Source organism: Pseudomonas sp. (genome assembly GCF_049645325.1).
Classification (GTDB): Bacteria; Pseudomonadota; Gammaproteobacteria; order Pseudomonadales; family Pseudomonadaceae; genus Aquipseudomonas.
On the sequence record NZ_JBARTQ010000183.1, the window covers coordinates 1 to 17,860 of the forward strand.

23 protein-coding genes are annotated in these 17,860 nt (G+C 55.4%); 9 read left to right on the forward strand and 14 right to left on the reverse strand.

The annotated features are described in order from the left end of the window. On the reverse strand, positions 1 to 1,422 hold a 1,422-nt coding region (locus WBB95_RS08155; protein ID WP_424487111.1), incomplete at its 3' end, for a DEAD/DEAH box helicase. Between the two features lie 99 nt (positions 1,423 to 1,521). Here WBB95_RS08155 and WBB95_RS08160 point away from each other — a divergent pair. Continuing rightward, a complete protein-coding gene (locus WBB95_RS08160) occupies positions 1,522 to 1,986 on the forward strand; it encodes a CopD family protein (protein ID WP_424487112.1) in 465 nt (154 codons plus the stop codon). A gap of 102 nt (positions 1,987 to 2,088) precedes the next feature. On the opposite strand, the gene WBB95_RS08165 is transcribed toward WBB95_RS08160, so the two are convergent. The 3 genes from WBB95_RS08165 to WBB95_RS08175 all read right to left on the reverse strand — a co-directional run bounded on the left by WBB95_RS08165 (position 2,089) and on the right by WBB95_RS08175 (position 3,991). Continuing rightward, positions 2,089 to 2,847: a collagen-like protein gene (locus WBB95_RS08165; protein ID WP_424487113.1), complete on the reverse strand. Its 759-nt coding sequence runs from the start codon at positions 2,845 to 2,847 to the stop codon at positions 2,089 to 2,091. Continuing rightward, positions 2,840 to 3,133 (reverse strand): DUF1145 domain-containing protein, encoded by a 294-nt coding sequence (locus WBB95_RS08170; RefSeq protein WP_424487114.1) that lies wholly within the window; start codon positions 3,131 to 3,133, stop codon positions 2,840 to 2,842. The genes WBB95_RS08165 and WBB95_RS08170 overlap by 8 nt, the downstream gene beginning before the upstream one ends. Positions 3,134 to 3,292: 159 nt before the next feature. After that, on the reverse strand, positions 3,293 to 3,991 hold the full coding sequence (locus WBB95_RS08175) for an OmpA family protein (RefSeq protein WP_424487115.1): 699 nt from the start codon (positions 3,989 to 3,991) through the stop codon (positions 3,293 to 3,295). A gap of 190 nt (positions 3,992 to 4,181) precedes the next feature. Here WBB95_RS08175 and WBB95_RS08180 point away from each other — a divergent pair, with 190 nt between their 5' ends. The 5 genes from WBB95_RS08180 to WBB95_RS08200 all read left to right on the forward strand — a co-directional run bounded on the left by WBB95_RS08180 (position 4,182) and on the right by WBB95_RS08200 (position 7,897). Then, positions 4,182 to 4,679 carry a DUF6231 family protein gene (locus tag WBB95_RS08180; RefSeq protein ID WP_424487116.1) on the forward strand — a complete coding sequence of 166 codons (498 nt, stop codon included), beginning with the start codon at positions 4,182 to 4,184 and terminating at the stop codon, positions 4,677 to 4,679. Between the two features lie 4 nt (positions 4,680 to 4,683). Then, a complete protein-coding gene (locus tag WBB95_RS08185) occupies positions 4,684 to 5,163 on the forward strand; it encodes a YchJ family protein (protein ID WP_424487117.1) in 480 nt (159 codons plus the stop codon). Between the two features lie 17 nt (positions 5,164 to 5,180). After that, positions 5,181 to 6,869, forward strand: a complete 1,689-nt coding sequence (locus tag WBB95_RS08190; RefSeq protein ID WP_424487118.1) for a recombinase family protein — start codon at positions 5,181 to 5,183, stop codon at positions 6,867 to 6,869. 456 nt (positions 6,870 to 7,325) lie between these two features. Further along, positions 7,326 to 7,580 (forward strand): hypothetical protein, encoded by a 255-nt coding sequence (locus WBB95_RS08195; protein WP_424487119.1) that lies wholly within the window; start codon positions 7,326 to 7,328, stop codon positions 7,578 to 7,580. 2 nt (positions 7,581 to 7,582) lie between these two features. Then, on the forward strand, positions 7,583 to 7,897 hold the full coding sequence (locus WBB95_RS08200; protein ID WP_424487120.1) for a hypothetical protein: 315 nt from the start codon (positions 7,583 to 7,585) through the stop codon (positions 7,895 to 7,897). A gap of 363 nt (positions 7,898 to 8,260) precedes the next feature. Here the strand turns inward: WBB95_RS08200 and WBB95_RS08205 are convergent, their stop codons facing one another. The 3 genes from WBB95_RS08205 to WBB95_RS08215 form a co-directional block, all read right to left on the reverse strand. Next, positions 8,261 to 8,836, reverse strand: a complete 576-nt coding sequence (locus WBB95_RS08205) for a recombinase family protein (protein WP_424487121.1) — start codon at positions 8,834 to 8,836, stop codon at positions 8,261 to 8,263. Between the two features lie 129 nt (positions 8,837 to 8,965). Further along, positions 8,966 to 9,175, reverse strand: coding sequence for a hypothetical protein (locus tag WBB95_RS08210; protein WP_424487122.1), 210 nt, complete (start codon positions 9,173 to 9,175; stop codon positions 8,966 to 8,968). Positions 9,176 to 9,440: 265 nt separating this feature from the next. Beyond that, on the reverse strand, positions 9,441 to 10,271 hold the full coding sequence (locus tag WBB95_RS08215; RefSeq protein WP_424487123.1) for a DUF4393 domain-containing protein: 831 nt from the start codon (positions 10,269 to 10,271) through the stop codon (positions 9,441 to 9,443). Positions 10,272 to 10,454: 183 nt separating this feature from the next. Here WBB95_RS08215 and WBB95_RS08220 point away from each other — a divergent pair, with 183 nt between their 5' ends. Continuing rightward, positions 10,455 to 10,856 (forward strand): hypothetical protein, encoded by a 402-nt coding sequence (locus WBB95_RS08220; RefSeq protein WP_424487124.1) that lies wholly within the window; start codon positions 10,455 to 10,457, stop codon positions 10,854 to 10,856. Here the strand turns inward: WBB95_RS08220 and WBB95_RS08225 are convergent. The 7 genes from WBB95_RS08225 to WBB95_RS08255 form a co-directional block, all read right to left on the reverse strand. Then, complete coding sequence (locus WBB95_RS08225; RefSeq protein WP_424487125.1) at positions 10,831 to 11,877, reverse strand: hypothetical protein; 1,047 nt, start codon at positions 11,875 to 11,877, stop codon at positions 10,831 to 10,833. The genes WBB95_RS08220 and WBB95_RS08225 overlap by 26 nt on opposite strands. Before the next feature lie 279 nt (positions 11,878 to 12,156). Then, positions 12,157 to 12,339, reverse strand: a complete 183-nt coding sequence (locus WBB95_RS08230; RefSeq protein ID WP_424487126.1) for a hypothetical protein — start codon at positions 12,337 to 12,339, stop codon at positions 12,157 to 12,159. 140 nt (positions 12,340 to 12,479) lie between these two features. Beyond that, a complete protein-coding gene (locus WBB95_RS08235; protein ID WP_424487127.1) occupies positions 12,480 to 12,686 on the reverse strand; it encodes a hypothetical protein in 207 nt (68 codons plus the stop codon). Then, positions 12,683 to 14,935 carry a hypothetical protein gene (locus WBB95_RS08240; protein WP_424487128.1) on the reverse strand — a complete coding sequence of 751 codons (2,253 nt, stop codon included), beginning with the start codon at positions 14,933 to 14,935 and terminating at the stop codon, positions 12,683 to 12,685. The genes WBB95_RS08235 and WBB95_RS08240 overlap by 4 nt, the downstream gene beginning before the upstream one ends. Then, the gene (locus WBB95_RS08245) at positions 14,932 to 15,342 is read right to left on the reverse strand and encodes a hypothetical protein (protein ID WP_424487129.1); all 411 of its coding nucleotides are present in this window, start codon (positions 15,340 to 15,342) and stop codon (positions 14,932 to 14,934) included. The genes WBB95_RS08240 and WBB95_RS08245 overlap by 4 nt, the downstream gene beginning before the upstream one ends. Next, positions 15,342 to 15,656, reverse strand: coding sequence for a hypothetical protein (locus WBB95_RS08250; RefSeq protein ID WP_424487130.1), 315 nt, complete (start codon positions 15,654 to 15,656; stop codon positions 15,342 to 15,344). The genes WBB95_RS08245 and WBB95_RS08250 overlap by 1 nt, the downstream gene beginning before the upstream one ends. Beyond that, positions 15,656 to 16,195, reverse strand: a complete 540-nt coding sequence (locus WBB95_RS08255; RefSeq protein WP_424487131.1) for a hypothetical protein — start codon at positions 16,193 to 16,195, stop codon at positions 15,656 to 15,658. Before WBB95_RS08255 ends, WBB95_RS08250 begins: the two co-directional genes overlap by 1 nt. Before the next feature lie 873 nt (positions 16,196 to 17,068). On the opposite strand from WBB95_RS08255, the gene WBB95_RS08260 reads away from it, so the two are divergent. Beyond that, positions 17,069 to 17,551, forward strand: a complete 483-nt coding sequence (locus WBB95_RS08260) for an LEA type 2 family protein (RefSeq protein ID WP_424487132.1) — start codon at positions 17,069 to 17,071, stop codon at positions 17,549 to 17,551. Then, complete coding sequence (locus WBB95_RS08265; RefSeq protein ID WP_119738801.1) at positions 17,548 to 17,763, forward strand: SEC-C metal-binding domain-containing protein; 216 nt, start codon at positions 17,548 to 17,550, stop codon at positions 17,761 to 17,763. The genes WBB95_RS08260 and WBB95_RS08265 overlap by 4 nt, the downstream gene beginning before the upstream one ends. Positions 17,764 to 17,860: the final 97 nt, after the last annotated feature.

Here is a 17,860-nt window from a genome sequence, read left to right on the forward strand (position 1 = left end):
GTTCCACAGGTTGCGCCGCAGCATTTCGGCCGCGAGGATCGGGCTGGCATTGACCTCGATATCAAACAGCGCGCCGCTCTCCGACAAGGTCAGCCAACGCGCCATCGGCGGGTTGTCTTCCGGGTCTTCGACGGTGAACGCGGTCCACAACTCCCAGTTGCCCTGGGAGCGCGACAACAGGCTGCCGAACAGCGGGTACCATTCTTCGGCCTGGTTGCTGGCGATGCCGATGTTGACCTCGCCGTCCATGCCCTCCTTGAGCAAGTCGGTCAGGCGCGTGAACAGGTCGGTCAGGCGCGAAAAGCCCTTCTTCAGCTCAATGCCCATTTCACGCATGTGTTCGGGGATCAGCCCGCCGACAAACCGGTGGCGCGGCCGCTCACGGCCCTCCACGTCTTCGCCGGGCTTGAAGTCGGCGACCTGTTCGCAGGCGCTGAACATGAACTGCTGCTGGGTCTTGATCTCCCGCGCCAGCTCCGGCACCTGCTCGATCAGCTTGCCGAGGTCGCCGGGCAGCGGGTGCTGGGCCAGCAACTTGGCGAGGTTCTTGGCAGTGGTTTCCAGCCAGTCGGCGGTGGAACGCAAACGGGTGTAATGGGCGAAGTGGCCGATGGCCTTGTCGGGCAGGTGATGGCCTTCGTCGAACACGTAAAGCGTGTCGCGCGGGTCGGGCAGTACGGCGCCGCCGCCCAGGGCCAGGTCAGCCAGGACCATGTCGTGGTTGGTGACGATCACATCAACCTTGCCCATGCCTTCGCGGGCCTTGTAGAAGGCGCACTGGCCGAAGTTGGGGCAATGGCGGTTGGTGCACTGGCTGTGATCGGTGGTCAGGCGCGCCCAGTCGGCATCTTCCAGGGCGGTGGGCCAGCTGTCGCGGTCACCGTCCCATTTATTGCCGGCGAGTTTTTCAATCATGCTGGTAAACAGCTTCTGACTGACCTCATCCACCTCGATCTTGAAGCCTTCTTCTTCGAACAGGGAGGCCGTGGCGGTTTGCGCGTGGCCTTCCTGCAACAATACGTCGAGTTTGGACAGGCACATGTAGCGGCCACGGCCCTTGGCCAGGGCGAACGTGAAGTTCAAGCCGCTGTTGCGCATCAGGTCGGGCAAGTCTTTGTAGACGATTTGCTCTTGCAGGGCGACGGTGGCGGTGGCAATCACCAGGCGCTTGCCGGCGGCCTTGGCGGTGGGAATCGCGGCCAGGCTGTAGGCCACGGTTTTACCCGTACCGGTGCCGGCTTCGACAGCCACGACCGCAGGGTCGCCACTGCGTCGACCTTCGTCGTCGGTGTCGATATCGCCAAGGACCTTCGCCACTTCGGCGATCATCAGGCGTTGGCCATAGCGCGGTTTCAAGCTCTTGGCTTCGAGAAAACGCGAATAGGCGCCCTGGATCGTGGTTTTGAGTTCAGTGCTGATCATGGATAGTCGGGCGCTAAAAACGCTGGATAAATTTTCAGTGGTTCGGATCGGCGGCTATCATACCCCGCTAATGAATCCCGCGCAGAACGGAGTACCGCAATGACCGTGTTTAGCCTCGTTTACACCCTGCATGTATTGGCCGCCCTGATCTGGGTCGGCGGCATGTTTTTCGCCTGGATGATCCTGCGTCCCGCCGCTGTGGCGGCACTTGAGGGCCCTGCCCGGCTGAAACTGTGGGCCAATGTGTTTCAACGTTTTTTCGTGTGGGTTTGGGTGGCCGTGTTGATTTTGCCGATCAGCGGCATTGGCCTGTTGCAGCTGCGCTTCAGCGGTTTTGAGACCGCGCCGCGTTATGTGCAGGTGATGATGGGGTTGTACGTGGTGATGACGGCGCTGTTTATCCGCATCCAGGCGTTGAAATTTCCGGAATTACGCACAGCGGTGGCGGCTGAGGACTGGCCGACGGGTGCGGCTGTACTGGGGCAGATCCGCAAGCTGGTGGGGATTAATCTGATGATCGGGTTGGTGGTGGTGGCGATTGCATCGGCTCGGCCAATGTTCTGAGGCGATCTTTAATCCGCCATCGCGGGCAAGCCCGGCTCCCACAGTGAAATGCGATCACCTGTGGGCGTCGGGCTTGCCCGCGATGGCGTCAGACCGAGCGACTTAGAGCCGCTGAATAGTCACAGCACCCGCAGGCCCAGCCGGCCCCGGTTGCCCTTCCAGCCCTGCGCGGCCCTTGTCGCCGCCATCGGCGCGGTACACCACGCAGCCCTTGGACTGACCGCCCTTGCCCGGCTTGCCTGCCGTACCCGCCAAACCGCCGGCCCCGCCATCGACCCAGACCTTGATCTGTTCAGCCGCAAAGCTCTGCGGCAACTCGACGCGCACTTGCGCGCCCGAAGCACCCGGCAGGCCATCGCCGCCGTTGTCGCCATTTGCACCACGCCCCGCCGAACCCCAGGTGCAACCCGGGTCCACGCCGTTGGCGCCGTCCAGGCCTGCGTAACCTTGGGCGCCCGCGCCACCGCGGGCGTCCACCGAGAGTTCCTCGGCGGTCAGGTCATTGATGCGCAGCGTCAGGTCGCGCCCGGCTTTGGCCGGCCGTTCATGGGTACCGGGGGCGCCACGTGAGGTGATCTGGCTGCCGTGCTCCAGTTGCGCATGACGTACTTGCAATTGCAGCCCGGTATTGCCGGGTGCGATGGCGATACGCGCTTCGCGGCCCAGGTGCAATTCGTCCACAGAGACCTGAGTGATGGTCGCCGGAATCAACAACGTGCCGTAATCCGCCACGTCCAATCGCTCAAGCTGCAACACGCTGGTGCTGCTGGGCAGGCGCATCAGGGAATTGCTTTCAACGCTGACGTTCTGCGCCAGGGCAATGGGGCTGACCAACAGGGCCAACAGAAAAACCTTACGCATGATTGGCCTCCTTGTTCGTTTGATTAACCGCCGCAGGCGCCGACAGGCCCCGCACATGGAACATACCCACCAGCAGGATCTGCAAGCGGTCACGCCAGGGATGGGCACGGTGTTTCACGCTGCTGTTGAACAACAGCAACTCCAACAGATGGGTGAGGAACAACAGGCTGCCGGCCAGACTGACCAACAGGTGAAACGGATTGGCCAGTGGCTGGAACAGATTGACCACCACCACGACCCAGAACAACACCGTCAGAAACTTCCCCAGCCCCCAAAACACCTTCATGCCACATGCCCCTGCCTATTATTCTTTGGGCGCACAGTACCGACTTCTACGGGCGATTTGCCAGTGAAGGATGAAAAAACTTGCTAAAGGTCAGGTTTGCCTGCTGTTTCGGCGAGGATGCCAGCATTGCCCCCGTGGTTCACACGGGGGCAAGTAGCCTCAGCGGTTGATCTGGATTTCCACGCGGCGGTTCAACGCACGCCCCTCAGCGGTTTTATTGTCTGCCGCCGGATGGCTTTCGCCCGCACCGGTCACCGACACAAAGTTGCTGCGAGGCACACCGGAACTGATCAAGTAGTCAGTGACCGAGTGGGCACGTTTTTCCGAAAGTTTCTGGTTGTAGGCGTCTTTGCCGACGCTGTCGGTATGCCCACTGACCCGCAGTTGCGCGCTTGGGGCTTCCTGTTTCAGGCGAGTGGCGATGGTGTCGAGCTTGGTTTTGTCCGCCGCCGTCAACTTGGCCGAGTCGAACTGGAAGTGCACATCGCGGATCACGATGGTTTCTTCCTTGACCACGACCACCTCTTCCACCACGGCTGCCGGCGCTACGACCGGTGGGCAACCGTTGGCATCCACCTGCACGCCTTTTGGCGTGCCCGGGCACTTGTCGCGGCTGTCCGGCACGCCATCGCCATCTTCGTCACCGTCGCCGTGCACCCAGCAATAGGCGCCCGCCATGCCGCCGATCAGCAATGCGCCATAGCCTGCGTAAGCCGAGCTTTCAGTCGCGCCAATCGCCGCACCGGTCACGCCGCCAACCGCCGCGCAGGTGGGCCAATCGGTTTTTTGCAAGCCTGCGCAACCTGTCAATACTCCAGTTAGCAGAACCAAGGGTAGAGCTGTCCGCATGATGCTCATCTGATTTCTCCTGAGGGGATCGGCGGGGGCCGATGGGTGGAGTAAAGACGGCTCTTTTCATCTGCGCCAGTACGCCGCACCCCCGGATTCATTGAGGATCGCCGCCCCCACTGGACTTTTCATCGCCGCCCGCTCTAGGCCCGCACGCTCAGCCGCGCTAGTCTCTAGGGTTCTGATGTGAGGATCTTTGATGAGCGCTGGTATTTCTTCCCGTACGCCCCAGCAAGCCCTGGCGGCTTTGCTCGATTTGCACCAGCCCAAACGCCTGTTGCTGTTGGGCGCCAGCCAGTTCCCGGCGCTGGAGGCGTTTCAAGCCGAACACCCGGACACTGAGGTCGCTATTGCCCCGCCCGGGCCGTTGCCGCAAGCGCTGGCGGCGCAGCGTTTTGACCTGGCACTGGCAGTCGACTGCCTGGAGCACCTGTCAAAACCACAAGGCCTAACCCTGCTGGGCGGCATCCGCAACCTCAATGCCAGCCGCATTGCCGTGCTGGCAGACCTGGCCGCCTGTGGCTGGAAGGACACGGACTTTTTCTCCCTGGCCCTGCAGGCCGGTGAGCGTTTCCAGCGCGGCGAGCAGGTTCTGACGCTGTTTACCTATGATCTGCTTGACTATAAACAAGTGCCGGACTGGCTCAACGCCCGCTTCTGGGCCAACCCGGAAAACTTTGGAAAGTATTGGTGGTAACCCGATGAGTACATCCATTTGCCCCTGCGGCAGCGGCAACCTGCTGGATGCCTGCTGCGGCCATTATCACGCCGGCCACCCGGCTCCCTGCGCCACCGCGCTGATGCGCTCGCGCTACAGCGCCTATGTGCTGGGCCTGGTGGACTACCTGGTCGCCACCACCCTGCCCGCGCAACAGGCTGGCCTGGACCGCGTTGCCATTGGCAACTGGAGCGCCCAGAGCACCTGGCTCGGGCTTGAGGTGGAAAGCTCCGAGGTGTTCGGCGGCCAGCCGGAACATGCGTTCGTGACCTTCACCGCGCGCTGGCACGACAGCACCGGCGAACACAGCCACCGCGAGCAGTCCTCTTTCGTACAGAACGATGGGCACTGGTACTTCATCGACCCGACAGTGGAGGTGAAGGCTGGGCGCAATGATGTATGTTTGTGCGGCAGCGGCCAAAAATTCAAGAAGTGCTGCCACAATTACCTACAGGCCAGTTAGGCTTAGTAGGAGGCTCCATGCCCAAGGTATTCAGTTACGTCAGGTTCAGCAGCGCCAAGCAATCCGCAGGGGACAGTAAGGCCCGTCAAATCAAATCAGCCAAGGCGTTTGCCGATGAACATGGGTACGAACTGGCAGACCCGAAGGACTATCTGTTCTTCGACGCAGGGAGGTCTGCATATAAAGGTAGGCACCTCGACGACACCGGCGAGCTGGCTCGATTCCTAGCGTTCGTAGAGGACGGGACCATTCCCACAGGAAGCATCTTGGTTGTCGAATCACTCGACCGCCTTTCCCGTGAGCGAGTACGTGACGCCCTACCCCGTTTCCTCGACCTGTTGGCAAAAGGGATAAATGTCTACACCAGCACGGACAGGCGCCTCTACACCAGCGATTACAACGAAATAGACCTGATCGTCTCGATCATTACCATGAGCCGTGCCCACGAAGAGAGCGCCACAAAAGGCAGTCGCGTTTCATCCGCATGGCAAAACAAACACAAGGAAGCACGCGAGACAGGTAAGCCTCTCGGCAAACTACACCCACTTTGGCTCGACCTGACGCCAGACGGGTATGTGTTGAACCCTGATCACGCCCAAGTGGTGCGACGGATCTTCGATCTATCTGCCAAGGGCTATGGCTCTCGGGTAATCGCTGCCACGCTCAACCAAGACGGCCTACCCACATTCTCAGCAGGCCGGAAGAACTCCAGCGGTCTGTGGGGATTCAGCACCATCCGGCACATCCTCGAAAGTCGCACGACGCTAGGTGTGTACCAACCCCATATTTTCATTGATGGGGTCAGGACGCCGGATGGTGAACCGATCAAAGACTTCTTTCCGCCCGCCGTCAGCGAAGAGCAGTTCTACCTGGCTGCTGCTGCCAGAGCCTCCCGTAGGCTGCACAAAATCACGAAGGTGACGAAAAACTTCAACGTACTGGCGGGGATCTTCTTTTGCCAGAAGTGCGGCGGAGCCATGCACCTACAAGGCTTCAAGGACCGGAAGTACTTCAAGTGTGCCAACAAGCAAAAAGGAGTGTGCGATTCCGGCGTAATCGGTTCGGAACGCGCCGAGCTTGTGTTCCAGGAGGTTTTAGCCAAGATCGACAGCCTGTCGCTTGTGCGCTCAAGCTCCGGGAGTCTTACCAAGCAACTACGAGTGATCGACGGACGAGTTGAGGAACTAAGGGCCAAGCAGTCCAGCGCGGAATCCTCACACGAAGAATTCCCCAGCAGGATCACCGCCAAGCTATTGCAGCAAATCGAGACCGACCTAGAAACACTCAATGTGGAACGTGAGGCACTCGCCCAGAATCTCGCCACCGATCAAGTGGTGAGCAAGGCGGACTTCTTTGAGAGACTCGACCTGACAAGCTATGAAGGGCGTGCAGCGGCAAACAATCTGGTCAAGCGGTTGGACGTGCGTATCAGCGTCTCAAAGCGAGGTCGGCTGAACGAGATCTATGGAATCAACATAGGCAGCACCACCACCGCCGCCTTTATCATTCGCCATCATGAACAGGAGCTGGCCATCTGGTCGATGGACGCTCAGATCCTCGATAAACAAGTGATACACCGCGAGATAACCCAAAGAGACCGGGAAAAGTTTGAGCAACTTCGCGAAGCAGTTGAATCAGGAAATGCGATCAAGCTGAGCGCTGCTCTCTTCAAGTGGGAACAGTCGTTTTCAATCAAAACAAATTGAACATGCGCCCTATCCCTGCATACCCGCAAAAATCCAACCGGATGTTTTCACCTCGGAATATTCGGTGACAAACGGCGCAATGCAGCAGTACTGCGGTTTACGCGCCTGTTCCACGTTTCATACACATTTTACGCACAGCGTTATCCACAGGTAGTGCGTTGCTAAGCCCCCCAAAACGCATTATCTTGTGTTCACGCGCAAAAAAAACCCTACATGTAGGGGTAGCGTTGGCCGTGCCCTAACATGGGCAGGTAAGAAGACAGCGAGTGATCACGCTTCGTTTTTCCGGACAGAACGTAATCACTCGCCCACTCAAGCCAGCGGTTTGTTGTAACCCGACCTGAGAATCGGCATTAGAGCGAATCACTACCCCATCGTCAAACGATGGATTGTGAAACCTGCTCAACGGTGCCTTTTTCAGGCGGGCAAATCCCAACTGAAACAGGAATCATCGCTATGCCTAAGAACACAAAGCAATCCTCGCCAAATGTGGCCAAGCTGGCCTCCGAAATCCTCCGCGATCCGCAAGCCTCTGAAATCGCCAAGAGGCTCGCAGGCTCTACGTTGGCACAGGCCAACACCCCGAAACAAACCGGCACCAGGATGGAAGAGGAGGCAGGCCGGGTTCTTCAAAGCGAAAAATACAGCGACAAGACCAAAACTCTTGCTGCATCGCTTGTCTCTCAGTCCAACAAAGCGCGAGGTAACTGACCATGACTCTTCATGCAGTTGTGACGGTCGACTTGGATAACGGTGTCAGCTCCTCAGCTCGCACGAAATTCAACGAGGAGCTGAAGAAAAAGAACTTTAGCAAACACAAGCTCACGACTCTCTGGACGGCTGTTTTTACACCGACGTCAACGAGAGAAGGCGCAGTGAAGTTTACTCGCGACAGTATTGATGCTGCGGCTGCATTAGCGGGGATTTCCACCTTCGAAGCATTCGTGTCAATCAGCGAGGCGCCGCCAGTCGAGTGGAAGAAAGGGCCAGCGGAAACGCTATTGGGGCTAGCAGCCCGATTCAGGTAGAACTGATAGATGAAACCCTGCTTCGGCAGGGTTTTTTCTGCCCGCTGAAAATTCGAGTCGTTGTTTAAAAAATGCTGGAATAGGCCAAGCCAGAAAATAATTGTAGAGAACCGGATACCCAGCAGAACGGCTTAACAACCTGCAACAGTACAAATAAAAACCGTTCGCAATTAAAAAATAAGTCCAAGCACCCGCTGATGTAACCGAGCAAAACCTACCCATTGATGAAGAACTCAAAGCACAACAACGCTCGCCCCTTGTACGAGCGTCGGTGCATCCAAATTGTTAAAGAACGTTGTTGCAGGTGCTGATGGTGTACATCGTGTGGTACTCCAGCCGTGATAACTATCACTTCAAGCAAGCCTAGGCGTGGGTCTTGTTCCAGTGCCTCTTCACTGTCGCAATCCCAATCCCAAGTTCAGCGGCAACTTCGGCTTGGGTCTTGTTGTGATTCTTCAAGAAGTAAACCTTCCTCGTTGTCTCCGTTGCCTCAGGTCTGCCCAGCTTCTTGCCCTCAGCCTTTGCACGCATCAAGCCTTGCTGGGTCCGTTCGATCAGCAAGTCACGCTCAAACTCAGCTACAGCCCCTAACACCTGCATGGTCATCTTGCCCGCTGGTGATGTTAGGTCCACCCCGCCCAACGCCAGACAATGGACACGGATACCGTTAGCCGCCAAGTGCTCGACAGTTTGACGCACATCCATCGCGTTACGCCCCAGGCGGTCAAGCTTGGTCACGATCAGCACGTCTCCACCTTCCATGCGGTCCAGCAGCTTCTTGAACCCTGGACGCTCACTCGCAGCAATGCTGCCCGAGATAGTCTCCTCGACCACTCGACTAGCCTGCACATCGAAGCCTGCCGCCTTGACCTCTTGGGTCTGGTTCTCGGTGAACTGTCCCGAGGTCGAGACTCGGGCATAAAGGAACGTACGGGACATGGTGATGACTCCTTGGTATCGCTAAACGTGGGATCACCATACAACAGGATCATAAAAGCGCGATAGCTATTTTTTTGATACCAACAAGGCATCCGACAGACGGTATCGTTTAACGGTCGTTTGATGATACTACCGGCGTAGAACCCTGATCATGCTGGCGATGCCTTCATTGCTTGTATTGAGAGTTTCAAGGGCGCCAGCAATGTTGCTGTGAGCTGCCTCCGCCCCCTCTTCACGAAGCCACAGGGCTATCTCTTCGATACAAGCGCCCAAAGCGTTCTGGTTCAGCATAAGCAACTCCAAGGCATCGGCTGTCACTTCGTTCAAATCATCGTCCATGAAGCATCCTCGGCTGTGGTGCCCGAAATCCTAGACCATTGGCGAGCTGGCCGGGGCTGGGTGTTGTCGTCTTGTAGGAAAGCGGTGATTCCGGCACAGAAATGGCGTTCTGGCGTCAAAACCTCGATTTGAGCGTAGCCACGGGAAAAAGCTTAGCCATCGACCCCCACAAACCACGGAAACACTGGGCCACCGATCTATCGCTTTAGAACTCCGTTCTGGGGGAACCCTTCACGTGTAGGTTTCGAGGGGGTTTCTACGGGTTTTAAGCAGGTTCTCCATGCTCGCCTATGCACACGTTTCCAAACTGCATGCCAAGGTTAGTTACCTGAACGGCCTTACGACGGAGGCCATACTTACTTCCTGCTGCTAAGTTTTCGGGAAGCAGGAGCTGCTTTACCTTCTCAGAGCTTTCAAGCTCGGCATAAAGATTGGCCTCAGTGTAAGAGTAGTCACTTTGAATTAACGTGAGGCCGAGACGACAGAGGTTATCGAGATATGTCGGCACGAGGTGTGGCGCTTCCAAGCCTAGCTTTTCCCCAAACAGCGAGACATTGATTGCTAAATTGACCCCTCCTTGTTGAAAGTCGACAGACTCAAGCCTAACCGTAACAAGCGGGAAAGGCAGTGGCTGTATGAAGTAGGCGATTAGCTTCGCTTCATCAGGGGTCAGTTGCTCGATGATTTTCACGAATGCAGGGTGAGCCCCGTCAGCTGTCTTCTTATCCATGGAAGCGGCAAGAAGGTTGGCGTACATGTCGCTCAACGATTCCTCATGGCCTGTATAGCGCAAGGCTTCAATTGCAGGGCCAGCAACGTTTGGCTTGGGTGAAATGATGTCTTCGGGCGGGACATCTTTTAGTTTGCTAGCCAGCTTGGTATCAAGAAAATCCTTGATCTGCTCAAACCCCCAGACCAAACCGCTTACTGGGTAAAGCGCGACGTTAATTGCTTTGGCTAGTGTTTCCAAAGACTTCCCTAGCTCTTTTGCTGCTGGCTGTACCAAATCATCGTAAACCGGCACCGCCTTGACCAATCCGGTCACAGCGTCGATTGTTTCCTTTACCTTGTTATCGCCGCCAGATTGTTCGCCCATTGTTCTACCCCTGATCCTTGTGATGGCAATGTGAGGCAGAATGCCATGCTCGGCAGGTAACAGATAGGGACAGTTCCAGGACCAGAGGCAAAGCTAGAAACTGCTAGGCCGGGATTCCCGAGAGGGTATGAGGTTACGGTGCCAGCATGGATAATCATGCCCACTACCAAGGAGCGCTGGTGAATGGAACGATTGAACGGGTGGCAAAGGCTGTGGGCCGTTGTCAGCGTGATAGCTGGACTCAGCGTGATGTTCTACCTGTCAGATGCTTACATGCGGCCAACGGAAACGCTAAAGGCCCTGTATGACAATGACATCGCTCGACTGGAAGACACGCTCAAGCAGGTGAGCAGGGGTGCGGGAAGCGAGCAGGCAGTCAAACAAGCAGAGGAAGCCATTGCAGCTAGTAAAACCAGCTACGTCAAGCTCGTGCAAGACGTGCCGAAGGTCGCCATATGGACATTCATAATCGTCGCCCTGACGTCTGTCCTGGCAAGCGTAGGAGTATTCCTCGCTGGCATGGGCTTGAGGTGGGTATATCGGGGCTTTCGCCCCTTGCCTACCGCTCCCACGGAAGCGGATTAACCACCACCTCTTGGCGTACCCGAGGCATCACCGGAACCACGTCTAGCACTGGGTCATCAAGAGACTCAGCAAAGCCCATCAGCGTCGCCAACACCCTTGCAGGAGCCTGTGCAACGGGAATGATCGTGGCAGTTTGATTCAGCTTCGTGAGCGATGGCACTGGCAACGCGATCTTGCCCAAAATCTTCATGCAGGCCAGTTCAGGTAGTAAATCTGGAAGGACTTCGCCCAGCTCCTTGCCGTGCAGCAGGTCGAACAGCAGTGGGAGCAATTCAGACTCGGTGATCACGCTTTCACGGTGATTGATACGAACGCTGCATTCCTGAATGAAGCCTGCCAAAGGTGCCAGGTCTGGGCGGATTGCAGCGAAGCGGGTTAGCTCTTCGGCAAAGATGTCGAACAAGCTCGCCTCACGCCCAATCAGCCTGAACTCACCGCCCTCCTTGCCCTGGAGCTTAGCCTTCAGGGTGGACAGAGCCTTACTCGACATGGCGTCTAGTCCGTCGAGGTGTTCCGCATGCTCTGGAATGGTCGGGTCGAGGTGATCGTACAGCCAGGCCAGAGTCCTATGGCGTTGAGTGGGTTGCAGCTTCACTGCTTTGGCGAACTCTGAAATCACGTCTTCGCCCAAGTAGCGGATGATTCGAGTGATCGTCTCCTTTCTGCTGGAGCCCTTATGCACATCGTGGCGAGACTGAAGCTGTGAGCGAGGAATGCTTAGGCCATGGCCGAAGTGCTTTGTCCCGTGGAGACGGTTCCACACAGATGGAGCAAGAACTAGGTTTGCAGCGTGGAATGTGCCGATGCTGTCGTGCCCCCTCACCGGATGAATGTGGCTCAAGGCATAAGCACTTGTGGACCCGTACTCGTTTACACAGAGACGGCGTTTGTACAAGGCGTGCAAGTCAGTCAAGGATGCAACGGTGTGGCCCTGGAGGACTTGCAGGGTTCCAGCCTGTTCACACGCTGCTGCGAGCTGGTACATGAATGCTGAATTACTCGCCCTGGCGGTGTAGCTCACTTTGCGTTTCAACTTGGTCGCATGCTGCTGGCATGCTGGGGTGCAAAACACCTTAACGGTGCTTGTGGTGCGAAATTGCTTCCGGCATTGCTTACATCTTGGACGGCGTACTGCCTTAGTGGTCTTGCTCGGTGCTGCTGTTGTCACTAATGCTGACTCCTACTTGGGTCGTCTGGCGGGATTGGTTGAGTTGGTACGTGATACGGCATGCCCCGGAACAAAAAGGCATTGGCTTGGAAACGGTGAACACTCGACCGCAATTGCGGCAGTTACATGTCTTCATGTTGAAAACTCCACGTATGGAATGGCTGGGTTGCCGTCAGGGTGTGTCACCACCCAACGGCGAAAGCCTTGATGGTTGATAACTTCCTGAACAATGAAACGTTTGCGGGTTGTCCCGCACAGAGTCATGGCGGCTGTAATCGCCGCCCCTCGTGAACTGAATTCGTATGGCGTAGCCATGGGAATGTCCTCCTTGAGTGAGTAATGTTGTGTGCGAAGCACACGATTTTGAGTCACCAAAAATGTCTACAGGCCAAGTAACACATGGCTTGCAGGGGTAAGTAATCATGCGATTACTCTACTAGAGGCGTGCTCGTTTGTTAGTCGCGTTCTGGCGGCGGCAACTTGTGATCGCCCAGAACTGTTATCCAGCAAAGCCCCTCCGGCATGCCCATCATCACGCAAGACCAAACTGTGTCTGCGACATCTGGAAACTGGAGAGCAACTCGCTCCCCGTATGTTTCGACCACGTATTGGATAGCAGCGGCGTGGTAATCAGGTTGTGCCGCGATGTCTTCGTACTTCATTGAACTTCCTTCGGAAGGTAGCTCTGGAAAGTCTTTTGCACTTCCTCACGAACCCTTGATGAAACTGCATCTCCAATTTCAGCAGCACTTGCATCTGTCTTAGCCGTTATATTCACTTCAACCGTCACAGGGGTGTTGTTTGTGATGTTGTTCGTTACGGCTTCGCGATTAGCAGACTTTTCATTCGAAGACATTTCACCTCTACTTCCCGGAGTAGCACGTGCCGCTGTTGCAGCGGCTGCACCTGCAAGTCTGGCAACAGCGGCATTTGGATCACTTTGTGAAAGCAAGTCTTCCAAGTGTTTACCAAAGTCGGGCAATGTACGAGTGTTCAGACCACTTGTATCAAGAGCCTGTGGGCGAATATCCCAAGGTGCCTGATCACTGAACCCAACTTGATCCCAACGATTGCGATTGTCGTCGGCCACTTTCCGCAAATCCCTACCGACACCCAACAGGCGCCACAACTTTGAAACCGGATCATTTACGTCGGCGTCAAGTTGCTGTTGAACTGTACGAGAGCTTCCACCCTTGCCGTTGATGGCAAATGGATCGATGCCAGCACCTTCGATTGTGTAACCTGCGCCGACTTCCTCAGCGCGTTGCTGTGAAGTCTTAACGCTGTCATCGGCGTTCTTCCCGGCCATCATTCTAAGCATGCCAGTTTGAAGTTGAACCAGCGCGGTATCAAAGTCACGGAATGCAGCTTGCAAGCCTGTAGTAGAAGCGATCAATTGGCGCTCAGCTTCAAGGCGTTCGCCCAGCGCTGAAATTAACGCGGGGTTTTCGTTAACACCTGCACCACGCAAGTATTCATCGTTCGATACGCGAGCCTGCTCAGCATCCAAACTACCTTTGTGGCGCTTCAAGATTTCCGCGCTGTGATCTACTGCATAGGCGTTACCAGCATCAAGAGCGCGAGGTGTAATCTCTCCCGACTTCTGTTTAGCCAACATGAAGCCCGATGCGCCTTCATCTTTCCCTTTGTAGCCGAGATAACGAGCAGCACCGATATCAACCAACCCGGCAAGGCGAGCACCAAGCGCAACATGGATCGGTTTGAAATCGTCGCCCTGAGCTTTGCCCTTGGCTAGAACTTGCCCATATTGTAGGTTAAGGGACTCTTGTTGGACGGTGTTCAAGTTCCCTGCACGGTAAAGTGCAGCCCGATCACGCATAACCTTAATAGCTTCGCTTGAAGTGTATCCTTTCTGCATCAGACCCTGAACGCCATTCGAGTATGTTCTGGCAGTCTCCAAGTTTATCGTTTGACCAAACTCCTGATACGTTTCAACGAATGCCTTCTTGAACTTAGCCCGAATAACTGGATCTTCCGACGACGAATCCAAAGCGTTATGAAACTGTTGGGCGTCACTAGCAACTTCTTGTCGCTGCTTAATACGCTCACCCAAGTAGCCAGCAGCTTCTGTAAGGGCGTACAAGGCCGCTCCGGCAGCGCCAAGGCCAACGGTGAGCCCGCCTAGCCCGCCGCTCTCTGGACGATCCTGACGGGCCCGCCACGCGTTGAAACGTTCTTGCTGCATGGAGTATCTACCGGCGCCTTGTTCGGCCCGTACAGCGGCCCTACTGTCTCGGAGAGTTGCCGCAAGTTTGGATGCTTGGTGACGCTCAGCAAGTCGAATACCACGCTCTCTAGCGGCAAGCAAACTAGTCTCGGCACGTTGCAACTTGCTCTGATGCAGTGCTGCCTGCTGCTGTAGTTGAACTGTCCGCTCTTGGCGACGTTGCAGGATGTCAGCTAGTCGCGCCTCTCGAATCTTTGACTGTTCAACCGATGCCTGTACCTTCGCCCTTCCAAGATCAACTTTCAAACTCTCCTGTTGAGCCTTGTGTTGTTTAGCTGATAGCACAGCGGCGGTTACTTGTTGCTTGAGCGTCGCACTTTGGAGAAATGATTCCTCACGTTTGCCAGCAGAAGTTAGCTTTTGCTCAGCAAGTGCCGCTCTGAACTGCGACTGCCGTAGTCGAGCTAACTTTCCTTCAGTGGAAATTTGCTTGTCCAGACTCTTTTGAACTGCTGCGTTAGCTGCTGTTGATGCGTCACGCTTGGTTGAGATTCCAAGTTTACGATCAAGCCGCTTGTTCAAGTCATCCGCTGTTTTCATCATTCCCGCCATGCTGGCTTGAACACGTTTAAGCATCTGCTCGAACGCAAGGAGCGGACCTGTCTTGACATCGAAAATCAAACTACCCGTTAGGCGGGCAATCTCTTCGTTGTGACTAATCACGGGTTAGTCCCTCCGAAGCTATGTGCAACTTTCGTAGTCACATACTGACGTAGCTGTCGTTCTACGTGCGCTTCAAAAGAACCAACGCCCATTCCTTCGTAGACAATCACCCCAGATTCAAACAATCCAGACATACGACCATGGACCAGGAACAATTCAACATGTGCAATTACAGGACGAGTGCCAGCAATTGCAACGGTGATACTTCCGTCTTTGCAGCGAAACCAGAGAAGGCAGTAACTCTGTTCGCCGTAGATGCGGCGGACAGACTGCTTGAAGTTCGCAATGATTCGACGAATGTGTAGCTCATTCGAGGAGCTGACTTTGAAGATAATTCTACGTGGAGCGGGTTCTGCGAGGTTGGCGATACGTGCCGCCAGTGGAGCGGGTGTTTCAAGTTTATCCATTAGTCTTCCTCTTGTGTAACGAACACCCACGAACCAACCGGAATACCGTGCTGGCTAACGGGCAATGTATAACTTCGGGACATCAGCTCTGGATGTTGAGTGTTGAACTCGCGAAGTGCTTTGAATATCGTGCTTTCGTTATAATCGTTTGAACTCATGACAACCACCATGCCTGAAACTTCCTGTAGGCCCTCTGCAACGCTTTTAACTGTTGAGTCTTGCGATGGTGGCGCCTCGCTCTTAGTTACTGCTGTAGGCTCTTGCAGAAGCTCTGGGCGATACTTGGCCAGTAGTAACTTGGTTAGCCCATTCATTATTTACGCCCTTTCGGGGCAGGCGGAGTCACTTCGTCTACTGGCTGGAAGGCAGCGCGAATGTCGCGTTCAACTTTGGTTCGACGTTCTGTCTCGGCTAGTGCTCGCTCCCGCTCTTCACGGGCAAGGTCAACACGCAGCTGGGCGTCAATCTGCTGCTGGATGAACTTCTCGTTATGAACTTCAATCTCCGCCTTGTAATCGTCCTCGACCTTTTGCAGGATTGCTGCAAGCATTGGTTTGACTTGGGCTTCTGGCCGATTGAAGTAGACTTCAAAAGTGTTTGCATCAAGGGCGATAGTGCCAATGCTTGTAAGTGTGTAACCTCTGGCTGTGTACTCGATGTATGTCGGAATCAGCTCTTCGGCGTACTTCACAAGAACGGCTTCAATACCGCCGTCTTGGTATCCACCGACAGGGCGCCCTGTTACTGGGTCAACGCCTGCAAAGTGATTAACTCCAGCCTTACGGCCACGGAACGCCTCCTCGGCTGCTGATTTTCGGGCTTGTAGTTCTTTTGGATCAAGGGATTTAAGCATGTGTAGATTCTCCTAGCTGGATTGGTTGTTCGTTGTTGTCGTGAATGATAATTAGCATTTCGGGCGTTAGCTCCCGCTGGACTATTTCAGTGAGTGCTTCAAGGGTTAGCTCTGGGTTGCAGTCTTCAAAGGTCACAGATAACCGCCCGATAGTGACTGTCTTACTTCTATTGCGACGGTGATACTCGGTGTTGCACTGTTTGCAGCAGTAGAGTGAACGGGCTGTTCGACTCTCATATTGCTTCCGGCATGCCGGGTTTTTACACGTGCGTGTAACGTGGGCCATTGTTTGGCTTTCCTCTTTCAAAGTTGTGGTGATAACGGGGTGATGCTGAATGACAGGCGCAAAAAAGGCAGGGTTAGCTTGGAGGCGCCCTGCCTTGATTGTGTAGCCGATACTTGTTTTCAGTTGTTGCTGAATTAGTTGTCCATTTCGTTCAACCCAGGACTGGGGCAAGATGGGCCTTCCGAGCCCGAACTACAGTTTCGGCCAACGCAACTGCTGAGCGCCATGGACGGTTCCCACCGTGGCCGGGTTGAAACTTTCTTAGGAGAAGTTCGTATTCGCGGATGTTGCGGAGGGAGGAAAGAATCGTTTTCTTCTATCTCTGTGTCTCAGTATCGCATGGGAAGTACGATTTGTCAACATATATTTTATCAGAATGCAAGATATATTTTTGTTTTATGACGAGCGGTAGTTCTTCGCTGTGGAAATTTGTCTTGTACGCCTGTTTCACCGGACTTCGAACCGGGGGGCGGGCTATGCTGGGCAGGTCGAATGATGATCAACGATTTCGTACCGCTAGTGTTTTGTTGTACAAGATCAAGAAATGCTGCTCCAGCTACCTCTAATCACCTCACAGGGATAACGCCATGCTCCGGATGTACAGCTTGATGCTGGCGTTGACCTTGAGCCTGACCGGTTGCGCGTCGTGGTTCGAAGGCGATACGCCCGCACCCCATGTCTCCCTGGTGAAAGTCGAAGTGGTGCGGGCCAAGTTGCTGGAGCAGAAATTCAAGCTGTGGTTTCGCGTGGACAACCGCGACGACGCCGACCTGACCGTGCGCGGCCTGATCTATAAAGTCAGCCTGAGTGATTTCGTGCTGACCGAAGGCGAGTCCAACGAATGGCTGACCGTACCGCCGCGCAGCCATGCTTTTTTCCGGGTGACCGTGCGCACCAACCTCTGGCCGCAGATACGCGATGTGGTGCAAATGCTGAAAAACCCCGACAAGCCCGTGCCGTATCGCCTGGAAGGCGAGCTTAAAACCGGATTATTCATCGGTAATGACGTGCAGGTGGCCCACAATGGCGAGATAATCCCCGGCGATTTTATTCCGGAGCGACATCGATGACTCAGCAACCCCATGTCCATGGTCCTGACTGCAACCACGATCACGATCACGATCACCACGATCATCATGATCACGACCACGGCCATGTCCACGGCCCGAACTGCGGCCACGCTCACCAGGAGCCGGTACGCAACGCCCTGAAGGACGTCGGCCGCAACGACCCTTGCCCATGCGGCAGCGAGAAGAAATTCAAGAAGTGCCACGGGGCCTGATGCCCTGAGTGCGGTCAATGTGGGAGCTGGCTTGCCTGCGATAGCGATCTGATCGATAAAAATTCGTCAACGGATCCAACGCCATCGCAGGCAAGCC